This window comes from Bacillus sp. T2.9-1 (genome assembly GCF_950097965.1).
GTDB lineage: Bacteria > Bacillota > Bacilli > Bacillales > Cytobacillaceae > Niallia > Niallia hominis.
The window spans coordinates 21,538-34,881 of sequence record NZ_CATNHG010000102.1 but is presented as its reverse complement, the minus strand read 5'-3'; the positions used below and the strand labels follow the sequence as shown (position 1 = coordinate 34,881).

Sequence of the window (13,344 nt, the reverse complement as noted above, 5' to 3'; positions counted from 1 at the left end):
AATATTTTCCAGTAAATGGTTTAATATCTTACTGGGTTTCTTAAGTATTGTCTTTTTTAGGTATTGGTTGGCTTACAATTTCCAATTCCTTAGATTTTGGTACTTGACATATTACCGCAGGACTTTTTTCATTCCTTTGTTCCTTCCATTTTTTTATTAACAGTACAAACACAATCAAAATAGGAAATCCAAATTGAAAGTGAAGATGGAGTAGAAATATATCTACATGTAATCCTTCTACCAAATGATCGGAAAAATCTATCGTAATAAAGATTGAAAACATCGCTACTATACAGGATACCGGCATTGCAAAATAGCGAAATGGAATTTTAAAAATATACTCTATACCTTTTAAGCCTCCATATAAAAACACTGAACTTTTGATCAATATTCCTAGCATCATAATAAACACAACTAACACATCTATTCTTTCAAGAAATTCACCAATGCTAACAAGCCTTGCAGTAATCAATAATGGGAAATTTGCGCGGGTCGCTGTATTTTCTCCTAATGTAGCAATGATGAGAAAAACAGAGGACAATAAGATTACACTAGCAATAAATACACTAATTAAACATACCTTGCTAGCCGCTTTATAGTTTCCTATATTTGCCAAAATAACTGTAAATGCTATAAGCTCACCAAAAGGAAATGCAATAATGGAAGGTATGGTCGATTTAATAACTTCCATTATTCCACTGCTAAGAATTGGCTGTATATTCGTAAGATTTATTTTGCCTCCAGCGTATAATAAAATAAACAGCAAGAATACAAATACAAACATATAGGGGCTAAATATCTCTGCCGTTCTCCCTAAAACCTCAATTCCTAGATACAATATATAGCCAATTACTAACATGAGCGTAAATATCGTAAATTCGATAGGTGTTGCAGGAAGAATGGCAGTTGTGATTAGTTCCCCAAAGTCTCTAATAACCCTTGCAGAAATATAGATAAAATAACTTAGATAAACAAGAGCAAGAATTACTGCAACTTTTCGAGAAAAACAATATTCGATTATCTCATATATATTTTTCCCTGGTAGCAATGACATGAAATAAAGATAAAAACTCATAACAATTAAGCCGATAAACATTCCAATTAAAACAACTAGCCATGCATCTCTCTTAGCTTCCATTCCTATGCCAACTACGATAGAGCTTCCAAGAAGGAAATTAATAATCATCGTAAATATTTGTGTTAAAGATAGTTTTTCTGTCAACATAATCATTCAGCACCTTATTGGTTATAATTTTCATCAAGCGTTTAAATCAGCTATTTCATTGCTAGTTGTCATTTAAGCATCACTTCATCAGAAAATGTTATCTTCTTTATTATCAATCGCACTTTTTATGAACCGTGTTCCCTATAATCTCTATTGACCTTTTTCCTGGTGTTAGATCTGTTCCAATGTTTAATCATCATAATAAGCACCATTAGTGATGGTAAGCCAAATTGCAGAGGAATATGTAGTAGATAAGGATTAGACTGCAATCCTTCATTCATATGATCGGAATAATTCCGAGCAATTAAGGTTGTAAAAACACCAACCACGCAGACCATTGGAATGGCAAAATATCGAAATGTTTGATTAAAAATATATTCTAAAGCCTTTAATCCCCCATAAATATAGATACAACTTTTTACGAGTGTTCCTAGCATCATACAGAAAACAACAATAGCATCTATTCGCTGCAGGAAATTGCCGATTGAAACAAGCCGAGCCGCACTCAACAATGGAAAATTGGAGCGTAGGGCAATATCATGTCCTAAAGACAAAACAATCATCAGCGACGTTACTAGCAATAATAGACTTGATATAAGGACACTATAAATAATTATTTTCTTGCTGTATTTGGCATTTGATACATTGCTCAATATGTAGGTTAGAATAAGCAATTGTCCGTAGGGTCGTACAATTTCATAGGGAAAAATCATACTCCAGAGTGGCTTAACGCCATCCTTTAAGATTGGTCGAATATTAGAAAAATCGATGTTATTGCCCGCATACAAAAAAATAAACAAAAGTAGGATAAAGATAAATGCATATGGAGTAAAGATTTCCGCAGTTCTAGCAAGAACTTCCAATCCCAAATACATAATATATCCCATCACAATGACAAGCATGATTGTCGATACTTCAATTGGTGTTATAGGAAGTACCGTACTTGCAATTAACTCCCCAAAGTCCCTAATAATACGACAGCTATAGTAAAAAAAATAAAGAGCATAAACAATACTGAGGCCGATTGCAACTGGCCGTGTAAAACAATACTCAAACATCTCAAATAAATTTTTCCCCGGTGCCAAAGTCATCATATAAATAAAAAACAAGGTAATAATTACGCCTAATCCTAAAGCAATCAGAAGAACAATCCATGCATCCTCCTTCGCTTTTAATCCAAGGCCAATTACAATCGTACTACCAATTTGGAAATTAAAAATGACTGCAGCCAATTGAGTTAACGAAATATTTTCTTTTAACATGCTGTTACACACTTCCTTTTAGAAAAAGCGCAAGCGCCTTGGTCCCTTATGTATACAATTAAAAAACATGTACTTATATATACCTTGTGATGTTCTAAGTTTGCTTTCCAAGACTGTGTAGTTGTACCCTTCTTCTAAGAGTGAAAGCACACTAAAAATTAATCCGCTATTTAAAAGTGGTCTCTTAATCTAGATCAAGTGATCCTTCCATCAGTCGGTTTTTTCAGAATTTCCTCTTCCTTCGATGTCTCTTTTTGTTGGGATAGGATTCGTACTTCCAAAAAATCTACCTTGCTTCTATTTATTAGACTGTTACCTTACCGAATTAGCCTGAATACTTTGAACAAAACAGAATCTTTTAGCAAATACACTCAAATAATTAGATAATGTTCATCCTAGTATCTTCTGCTTTCCCTTTTTTTATTTTTCCATAAACGAAAATCCACAATGACAGACCAAACGAAGCCAAATATTGCAGTAAATACAATTGTAATTGCACCTGCCCCAACTTCCGCCTCATAAATTTTTTTAAAACATTTCATAAACCCTTCATGAAACACAATAATATCTAAGCCAACGGTCAAAATACCCATAGATGTAAATATTAATAGATAAGCAAAAGTTACCATTTAACCCTTCCTTTAAGTGCTTTGTTTATTAATGGTATTATCTTGTGAAATTTCTCCATTTTTATGCCTAATTTTTCATTTTTTATCTAAGATTAGTCTGTTTAGGCTTGCCACCCCTTACCCTTTTGCCAAATAAAAAAGCTGTCATCTACCCAATTTTTTGGATTAATGACAGCTTTATATTGAAATGGTATTATTTCTTTTTTTCTCTCATTTGATAATCAATGATTTCCCCATGATAAAAGCTTTTACGTGATAATCTTAAGTTTAGCTTTTTAGCCATTTGCTTCAGTTCTCTTTCTTCTCTTTCTGTAACTAAGCTAACTACCACTCCTGATGCACCAAATCTCCCCGTTCTACCGGAACGATGAATATACTGTGTCTGATCAGTAGCTAAATCATAATGGACCACATGCGTGATATTTTGAATATCAAGCCCTCTAGCTGCCACATCTGTTGCTAGCAGCATATTACGCTTTCCATCTCGGAAATCTTTTAATGATTTCTGACGCTCCATCTTATTCAAATCAGAATGCAAAATACTCGTTTGAATATTTTTATAGGTCAATTTTTCATGAATTACATTTAAATTGCCAATATCTTTTACGAACACAAGAATTTTCGCATTGTTCAAACGAGAGATTGGCTCTAAAAGTTTTACCTTATCTCGATATTCTGCTTGAAAATAAATATGCTCCACTTCTGCTGCATCAATCACCTTATCTTTTTTCACACGGATAATTTCTGCATCTTGAACAAGTTCCTTGGCAATATCTTCTGTATGTTTTGGTAAGGTTGCAGAGAATAAGACAACTTGTCTATCTTTTAAAGTGGCTTTTACAATTTGTCGGACAGATTCAATATGCTCTGATACCAATAATTGGTCCGCTTCATCTAGTACAACTGTTTTTACTTCGTGCATTTTCAATTTTTTCTGTTTAATCAGCTCTAACGCTCTTCCAGGTGTACAAATAACAAGATGAGGGTGTTTTTTCAGCTTTTCTAATTGTCTTTTTACATTGGCTCCACCAATAAACGAAGCCGAACGAATACCGCTACCCTCTCCCCATTTTTGTACTTCTGCCAAAATTTGCATAACAAGCTCTTGAGAAGAAGCAAGACAAATCGCCTGGATATTCTTTGAGTCCGTATCAATTTTATTTATAACTGGCAATAAATAAGCTAGTGTTTTTCCCGTTCCTGTTGGGGATTCAGCAATTACATCTTTTCCCTCCAATATAAGTGGTATGGATTGTGCTTGGATAGATGTCGCGTGTTTAAAATTCGCTTTCTCCCAGTTCTGCTGTATAAATGGTTTAAATGTATTCCAAAATTGCTGTTCTTTCATTTCGTTCTCCTTTTAAAAAAGTTAGACGAATTGCATCTAACTTTAAAATATGTCTTCTTATTATAAATTATTTACTGAAAAATTGATATGAAACCTTTTTTATTGAGGTAATATATATTTTTGATGGGGGTACGCTTACTTTGGATCACCCTCAATAAAAAAGGGGAAGCGTCCCTTAAGAAGCTTCCTCCCTCAACTTATATTAACGTTTGTTGTTTACCAACAGTTTGAAAAATATCGACTCGGTCTTTAATTTTCTTCATTTTCACATCTAATTCATGTGCTGCATCTGCTGCTTCCTTTAATTCATTAAGCAAATGTCTAGGAACATCTTTATCAAATTTATAATAGATTTTATGCTCTAGGCTTGCCCAGAAATCCATCGCGATTGTTCTAATTTGAATTTCGACACATACTTCTTGCATACCAGTACTTAAGAATACAGGAATACTGATGATTAAATGTAAGCTTTTATAGCCATTGGCTTTTGGATTTTTTATATAATCCTTCACCTGTAGGACCTTAATATCATTCTGTTTTTCTATAATGTTAAAAACTTCATAAATATCCGATATAAATGAACATGTAATACGGACTCCAGCAATATCGTGTATATATTTCTTCGCGTTTTCAATTGAAATTGCATGTCCTTTCCGATGTAACTTCTGCATGATTCCTCTTGGATCCTTAATGCGCGATTTTATATGTTCAATCGGATTATGATTATGAATAAATTGAAATTCTTCATTTATAATTTTTAATTTCGTATTTATCTCGTCTAGAGCAAAGTTGTATATGATTAAGCTATTTTTCCATTCATTTAGTTCATTTGATAATTCATTTAAATCAAAATGATTATCTTCCATATATGTTTTGAGGTGTTTTACGCTTTCCATCTACTAGTAAGTCTCCTTTGGATTCCGATAAACCTTTTCTGCGTCTACTCCGATACTCTTTAAAAACTCAATAATTTGGTCAATAGTTTTCATTTTCAACATCCACCTTTATATAATTCGAGCTATTTTCGGGTGTTGACTTGCACCGAATATATTTATATAGTAAACCAAAATGACCGGTCAGTCAAATATCATTTATATCCAATACTATTTTTTATTAAAAAAGAAACAGTACTCCCTTTAACCTTTATATACAAGACATTAAGAAAGGGAAATACTGTTCAATAAGCTTAATAGCCTTACTGACCAACCGGTGTATTAGATGAAAATTCCGTTTATAAAAATACTATTCTGCTGCTTCTGAAAACTGATTTTGATGTAGTTCATAATAAAATCCTCTTGTTTTCAATAATTCATCATGAGAACCTTTTTCGATAATCATTCCCTTATCTAAGACAAGGATCATATCTGCGTGTTTAATCGTATTAAGCCGATGGGCAACAACAAAACTAGTTTTCCCTTTCATCAAGCGCTTTAAAGCCTCTTGTATTTTCACTTCTGTAATGGTATCAATACTGCTTGTGGCTTCATCGAGAATAAGAATGGACGGATCAGCAAGGATTGCTCGTGATATCGATAACAATTGTTTTTGCCCCTGACTTATTCCATTTCCATTTGCAGAAAGAATCGTATCATACCCATCTGGGAGATGTTCAATAAAGCCATGAGCATTCGCCATTTTTGCTGCATCCTCGACTTCCTTATCGGTTGCGTTCAGTCTGCCGTATCGAATATTTTCCCGTATCGTTCCTTCAAATAAATAATTATCCTGAAGGACAAATCCCATATGTGAACGGAGGCTTTCTCTTTTTATTTTTGTTATATCATGACCATCCACCAATATACTTCCAGTTGTTGCATCATAAAATCTCGTAATAAGCTGGATAATCGTAGTTTTTCCTGCTCCTGTTGGTCCAACAAAAGCGATTGTCTCGCCAGGATTTACTTTAAAGTTAATATCCTTCAATATTTCCTTATCTGTCTCATAAGAAAAGGAAACTTGCTTGAATTGAACTTCTCCCTTTGTCTCTTTTATTTCGCTTGCCGTTTTCTCATCTTCTTCTTCTCTTTCCTCATCTAATACCTCAAATACTCTTTCCGCACCAGCAATTGCAGATAGTAAAGTATTAAATTGGTTAGATAAATCATTCAATGGCCGAGTGAATTGTCTTGAATATTCTACGAAAATAACAATTACTCCAATTGATACAGCACCTGACTTCAGTGCTAACAGCCCGCCAACTCCAACAATAATCGCATAGCTAGCATTATTTAACATATTCATTAGCTTTGGAATAAATCCTGAATATACTTGTGCCCAAAAAGCAGAATTCTTAAGTTTATCACTTTTTTCTTTCATATCATTAATCATTTTTTTCTCTAGGGAAAATGTTTTTATGATTTTTTGACCAGAAATGGATTCCTCGATAAATCCATTTAAGTCACCTAAGTTCTTTTGTTGCTCCTTAAATAACACACTCGTTCTGCTTGTTATCCATTTCATCCCCAAAAACATTACTGGAACAATTATTAAAGTCAGAACCGTTAACAACGGGCTTAGTATAAACATCACCACTACGGTCCCGATTAAAGTGATTATACTAGAAAAGATTTGAATAACAGAGCTATTTAAGGTGGAGCTTACGTTTTCAATATCATTGGTAACACGGCTCATTAGTTCCCCATGCTGTTTTTTGTCAAAATAACTTATCGGTAATTCATGAAATTGATGAAATAAATTTGCTCTTAGCTGAAAAACAGTTGTTTGTGATATTCCAATCATCCAATAGCTTTGTAAAAATAATGCAATGGAATTAAGAAAATAAATACAGCCAAGAAATAATAGCATTCCTGTAAATCCGTCTAAATTTCTATTTACAATAAAGCGGTCAATAGACATCCCTAATACATATGGTCCCAATAATCCTAATGCACAGCTTAGTGCAACCATCACTAAAACAAGAATCAGCAACCCTTTTTTTTGGGCCAGATATGCCCATAACCGATATAAAGTTTTCCCCATATTCTTTGGTTTTTTTCCTTTTTTAACAACTGTAGCATCTGGCTTTATATCAGGTTTAGGATAGTGAAATGGATCGGTTAGTTCCCTTTGCATTCTCCCACTCTCCTTCCCCTAGCTGTGATTCGACTATTTTTTGGTAAAGCTTGTTTGTTTTATATAATTGATCATGGGGAGCAAAGCTTACAATTTCCCCATTTTCTATTAGCATCACCCGATCTGCCTTCATAGCAGTAGATACTTTCTGGGTAATGAGCAGAAGCGTGCATTGATAAGAGGCGACTGCATCAAGCAGTTTTTTTTCTGTCTTCAAATCTAAAGCACTTGTACTGTCATCTAAAAGAAGAATACTTGGTTTTCTGACAAGGGCTCTTGCAATGGAAAGACGCTGTTTTTGTCCACCCGATAAATTAACTCCCTTTTGCCCAATTCTCGTATCGTATGTATTGGGCATTAACATAATTGTTTCATGTATTTGGGCATCCTTTGCAGCTTGCACCACCTCATCAAAGGTAGCATTGGGATTTCCCCACATAATATTTTCCTTAATCGTTCCAGTAAAGAGCATCGATTCCTGTGGTACATAGCCTATTTGCTTTCTTAGTGCATTTAATGAGTAGGAATCGATCCGTTTATCATCAATTAAGATCGTTCCTTCTGTTGGTTCATACAGTCTGGGAATCAATTGGAAAAGTGTTGTCTTTCCTGATCCTGTCGCTCCTAATATCGCAATTCTTTCTTTTGGCTGAATGGTAAATTGCAAATTTCCAATGGTGTTTTTTCTATTAGAAGGATAACAAAAGGATACATGTTGAAAATTAATTTTTCCTTTAATTTTTGAATTCCTATTTCCTTCCGGATTATCCGTATCCTTTTCTTCTATATCAATAATCTCTTGAATACGATCTGCTGAAGCCTTTGAGCGGGAGATAACCATTACTAACATACTGACTACAGAAATAGAAGAAGTTATCCTTAATGTGTAGTTAATAACCGCGACTACCTCCCCAATCTGAGCTTCACCAGTATTTATTTGCCCAGAACCAATCCAAAGTATCGCAATAATACATAAATTCATTGCAAAAAGTAAAAGCGGTACCGTTGTTTCCATGATTCTTAATGCTCTTTGTGTAAGATTTTTTAGCTCTTCACTTGTTTGTGTAAAACGATTTCTTTCGAATTGCTTCCGTATATAAGCACGAATCAATCGGACAGCTGTTAAATTTTCAAGCATGACACTATTAACATGATCCAACTTCTTTTGGACAGATTGAAAAAGCTTTCTCCCTATTTTGATTACCCAAATAAACATAATCACGATTAATGGAATGGTCACTGCCAGAATTAGTGCCAGCTCTACATTAACTAGAAAGGACATAACGATTCCGCCTACAATTAAAAGTGGTGCCCTTAATAAAAATCGCAATCCCATAAATATGGTGTTTTGTAATTGGGTAATATCATTAGTTAATCTCGTAATCAAAGAGGAGCTTGCAAAAACATTACTACTTGAAAAGGTAAAATATTGAATGATTTGATATAGCTCATTCCGAAGACTATAGCCAAAATTCTGACAAACATGGGAAGAATAAAACGTATTTATGATTCCCGCAGCAAAGGCTACAAGGGAAAATACAATTAGCAGCCCTCCCCAAATTAGGACAACTTTTGTATCTTGATGAGCCAATCCATCATCAATAATTTTTGCCATGATTAATGGTTGAACTAATTCTACTGCAAGCTCTGTTAACATAAGAAAAAGAGCAATTGTTATACTTAGTTTATATACTCGAAGTCTACCAAATATTTTTGACATTATTCCCTCCAGCCTTTGTCCTGATTGGTTGAAATATCCGTCCTTTCCAACCATCGATGAAATTTCTTTAGGTTTACTAAACATTATTTTTATCATACCTCTTTTTAGTCAGTTAGAAAACACTAATTTTCATCCTTCAGAAGAAGATTTCGGGAGTATTTAGGGGGAATTTTTCGTTAGATTGTGCTAGAAAGACATTGTTTTATTTTATTGGTGACGTCTCCACACGCAATCAGATTATAATTATCCAGTTACAGATACTTTTGTTACCACTCATTACGGTATCTATTCTGAAACAAGATGTAGAATTTTTATCTGTTACTCTTTTGATTGTTTATTTAAAGAAGAGGGATTAGAGAGTGGCTCTCTGTTACCTTGTCACTCCTTTTCTCTCGCTTTCGGGCTTAGAGAGCCGCTCTCTCTTTTCCTTTCTACACTTAAACACTTATCACTAGCAATCCCCCTACTCACTAAAAAAAGAACGACGTTGCCAAAATAGGCTCAGTCGTTCTTTTTTTATTAGTTTGCACCTGTCAATGACCATTTATATAGTTCATTATGGAAACCGAAAATCTTTGGTCCTCCAAATGCTACATCTTTCGATACTGCTGCAAAGTCATAGTCAGAATATAATGTAAAGATTGGCAGTTCTTCACTCCAAATTTCTTGAAGTTCATTATAAATCTGTTTACGTTTTTCTGTATCTGGTTCTTGTTTTCCTTTTTCAAGTAATTCGTCTACCTTTGGATTGTTATACATCGTGTAGTTGCTTGATCCACTTGAACCATATATCGTAGTTAAATCTGGATCAATTGTATTAGTAAAACCAATTAACATTAAATCATAATCTCCAGCTTTCGCTTTTGACATAATAGTTGGGAAATCATACGTTGTCGTATTAAGCTTTAAGCCAACCGCTTTTAGATTTTCTGCAATAATATTTGCTGATTGCTCACGTACTTTATTTCCGATTGGTACAACGAATTCAATCGTCTTATCGAAATCCCATCCGGCTTCTTCTAATAGTTGCTTCGCCTTTTCTGGATCATATGTGTATGTTTCTAGATCTTTATTCAGGTATGGACTGATAGACGTATAAGGTCCGTCTATAATTTCTCCTTCCCCTTTCAGCAATTGATCAACAATCTTTTGACGGTCGATTGCATATGCAATTGCCTGTCTCACTTTTTGGTCTGACATTGTATCCATATTAAAACTCATGTTTTGATATCCATACGTTTTCTCTGTTTTTGTGGTTACATTATCAAAGCCTTCTACTGTTTCAAAATCTTGAACTGCTATTTTCCCGATACCTCCGGCTGCATTCATATGAATCTCCCCTGTTTGTAATTGGGCTACAAGGTTTGCAGCTGGCATGATTTTCACGAATAATTTATCTAATTCTACTTCTCCTAAATAGTAGTCATCATTTTTCGCATATTCGATATACTGATCTTTCGCATACTTAACAAATTTGAAAGGTCCATTGGTTACAGTTGGACTCATCATGAAAGGATCTTTTTGTAAATTTTCTGGTGCTACGTCCTTTAGTATATGTTCTGGTAGAATCATAAATTTTGATCCTAACTGTTCTTTTACCATATTCGGATCAACAGGTTCCTTTGTTTTAAATTGAATTGTCTTATCGTCAACAATCGTTAAAGAAGGTATTTCTGTTACACCGTCTGGAAGTTTTCCATTTACCGTTAACCCGTCTAATTGGGTTAAATAAGCTCCAACAGCTGTTTCAGTCTTTGGATTGGCAACTAAATTCAAAGTAAAGGCAACGTCTGCTGAGGTAACTGGCGTGCCATCTGACCAATTTGCATCCTTATTAATCTTTATTGTAAATGTTTGATTATCCTCTGTCTCAAACGATTCTGCTAGTTTTGGTGTGAATTCTAATGGTGCCGTCATTTCTAGGAAAGTATCAAACATAAACTTTTCTAACCATGCTGCTGCAATATCAGAAGAGTTTATTGGATTAAAGCTTACTGGAGCATTTACTAGGCCGAGATACATCGTATTTTCTTTTGACCCTCCACTTGTTGATGCTGTATTATTTGCACCAGCACATGCTGAAAGCAACAATAATATCACAATGGAAAACATGCTAAATATTGTTTTAAATTTTTTCATGATTTTTCCCCCGTCTATTTTCTATAATGTTAGTAAATAACAAACTCCATTATTTAAGGCTCTTCGGATCCATTGCATCCCTTAATCCATCTCCCATAAAGTTAATAGATAAAACGGCAAGTAATATCATTACTCCAGGAGGAATCCATAACCAGGGCTGCGTTGCTAGTACTGTAATAGATTGAGCTTCGTTTAACATATTTCCCCAGCTTGCTGTTGGAGGCTGAACGCCCATTCCAAGAAAACTAAGGGAAGCTTCCATAATAATGGCAGAAGCAATACCAAATGTAGCATTTACTAAAATAGGTGCAATACAGTTTGGTAGAATATGCTGAAATACAATTTTAGGCGTTGAATAGCCTAGGGCAACCCCCGCTTTTACATAATCCATTTCTTTAATTGTTAGTACACACCCTCTTACTAATCTGGCGATTGACGGCCAACCAAGCAAGCCTAATACCAAAATAACGTTAAAAAGACTAGGTCCCATTATACTTACAAGGACTAAAATAACCATTAAATACGGAAATGACATAAATATATCTGTAATACGCATGATGACCATGTCTACCCATTTTCCAAAGTATCCTGCAATCGCTCCTAGAATGGTACCAATGGCAACATAGATTGCAACTGCCCCTACTCCTACTGATAAGGAAACTCTAGCAGCATATAATAGGCGACTAAACAAATCTCTGCCCACTTCATCTGTACCAAGGATATTCACAGCAGAAGGAGGTGCCGCAAATTCTCCATCTACCGAATATGGATTATGTGGTGCAATTACTGGAGCAAAGACTGCAATCAAAACCATTAATGAAAAAATAATCAGCCCACCAACTGCTAGCTTATGTTTAAAAAAACGCTTTGTAATTAGTTTCAGGTAGCTTTCTTCATTCCCCAACTGTTCTTGAACAGGAATCACCACATTATTTACTGGTAAATCCGTATCCATTTTCACATTAGGAATACTCATGTTCACTCCCCCTTAGTTATACTTTATTCTTGGATCCACAACAGCATATAAAATATCAGTAATCAAATTAGAGAAGAGTACAGCAAGTGCTGCGATAAAATTTATCGCCATTAATGTTGGATAGTCCCGTGATGAAATGGACTGAATCGTTAATTGCCCTAAACCAGGCCATTGAAAAATTTGCTCTGTTACTACTGCCCCACCAATTAAAATCGGTATCTCCATCCCAATAATAGTAATAATAGGAATAAGCGCATTTTTTAATCCATGTTTGTTGGTAACGATAAATTCCTTTAATCCCTTCGCTCGAGCAGTCCGCAAATAATCCTGCCCCAATACTTCTAGCATGCTACTTCTTACATAACGGACTGTACTTCCTGCAATGGCAGTCCCTAATATAGCTGCTGGCATAATAAGGTGAAATAATGTATCAGCAAATCCACCGTTGCTACCAAGTGTAAACATCCCACCTGTAGGTAAAATATTTAAAACGAGAGCAAAAACATAAATACTTCCTAATCCTAAGAAAAAGTTAGGAATAGATACACCTAAAAAGGAAAAGGTAGTTGTTAAATAATCAATCCACGAATACTGCTTGGTGGCACTTAAGATTCCAATTGGAATGGCAATGATATAAGCAATAATTAAGGCAGTGCTCATAAGAAGTAAGGTTGGCCCAACTCTATTTAGCACTAAGTCCAATACTGGTTCATACGTGGTATAAGAAAATCCAAAATCTCCTTGAAGAAGATTTCCGAGCCATCTAAAGTACTGAATGTAAATAGGATCATTAAGTCCCAATGCTTCTTTCTTCGCATCGATATCTGCCTGGGTTGTATCTGGATTAATATACATATCCACAGGGTTACCTGGAGCTAGGTTAATAATGAAAAAGTTAAAAACAGTTACTCCCAGCAACACTGGAATGGCAATTAATAATCTCCTAATAATATATTGAAACAATCAAATCTCC

General features: G+C 34.7%; 10 protein-coding genes. All 10 read right to left on the bottom strand.

What is annotated here, in order from left to right; genetic code table 11:
* Positions 1–40 precede the first annotated feature (40 nt).
* The 10 genes from QQZ16_RS14845 to QQZ16_RS14800 all read right to left on the bottom strand — a co-directional run bounded on the left by QQZ16_RS14845 (position 41) and on the right by QQZ16_RS14800 (position 13,334).
* Positions 41–1,225 carry a GerAB/ArcD/ProY family transporter gene (locus QQZ16_RS14845; RefSeq protein ID WP_284561468.1) on the bottom strand — a complete coding sequence of 395 codons (1,185 nt, stop codon included), beginning with the start codon at positions 1,223–1,225 and terminating at the stop codon, positions 41–43.
* Positions 1,226–1,350: 125 nt separating this feature from the next.
* Entirely contained in the window at positions 1,351–2,487 is a 1,137-nt protein-coding gene (locus QQZ16_RS14840) for a GerAB/ArcD/ProY family transporter (RefSeq protein WP_031540216.1), read from the bottom strand.
* A gap of 395 nt (positions 2,488–2,882) precedes the next feature.
* Positions 2,883–3,116, bottom strand: coding sequence for a hypothetical protein (locus QQZ16_RS14835; RefSeq protein ID WP_284561467.1), 234 nt, complete (start codon positions 3,114–3,116; stop codon positions 2,883–2,885).
* Positions 3,117–3,309: 193 nt separating this feature from the next.
* Positions 3,310–4,464, bottom strand: a complete 1,155-nt coding sequence (locus QQZ16_RS14830) for a DEAD/DEAH box helicase (RefSeq protein WP_031540218.1) — start codon at positions 4,462–4,464, stop codon at positions 3,310–3,312.
* A gap of 197 nt (positions 4,465–4,661) precedes the next feature.
* Entirely contained in the window at positions 4,662–5,360 is a 699-nt protein-coding gene (locus tag QQZ16_RS14825; RefSeq protein ID WP_031539551.1) for a GTP pyrophosphokinase, read from the bottom strand.
* A 346-nt stretch (positions 5,361–5,706) separates the two neighbouring features.
* Positions 5,707–7,536 (bottom strand): ABC transporter ATP-binding protein, encoded by a 1,830-nt coding sequence (locus tag QQZ16_RS14820; protein WP_031539553.1) that lies wholly within the window; start codon positions 7,534–7,536, stop codon positions 5,707–5,709.
* Positions 7,499–9,256 (bottom strand): ABC transporter ATP-binding protein, encoded by a 1,758-nt coding sequence (locus tag QQZ16_RS14815; protein WP_031539556.1) that lies wholly within the window; start codon positions 9,254–9,256, stop codon positions 7,499–7,501. The genes QQZ16_RS14820 and QQZ16_RS14815 overlap by 38 nt, the downstream gene beginning before the upstream one ends.
* Positions 9,257–9,775: 519 nt before the next feature.
* Positions 9,776–11,395, bottom strand: a complete 1,620-nt coding sequence (locus QQZ16_RS14810) for an ABC transporter substrate-binding protein (protein WP_031539558.1) — start codon at positions 11,393–11,395, stop codon at positions 9,776–9,778.
* 49 nt (positions 11,396–11,444) lie between these two features.
* Entirely contained in the window at positions 11,445–12,371 is a 927-nt protein-coding gene (gene opp4C / locus QQZ16_RS14805) for an oligopeptide ABC transporter permease (protein WP_031539559.1), read from the bottom strand.
* A gap of 12 nt (positions 12,372–12,383) precedes the next feature.
* On the bottom strand, positions 12,384–13,334 hold the full coding sequence (locus tag QQZ16_RS14800; RefSeq protein WP_031539562.1) for an ABC transporter permease: 951 nt from the start codon (positions 13,332–13,334) through the stop codon (positions 12,384–12,386).
* Between the last annotated feature and the right edge of the window lie 10 nt (positions 13,335–13,344).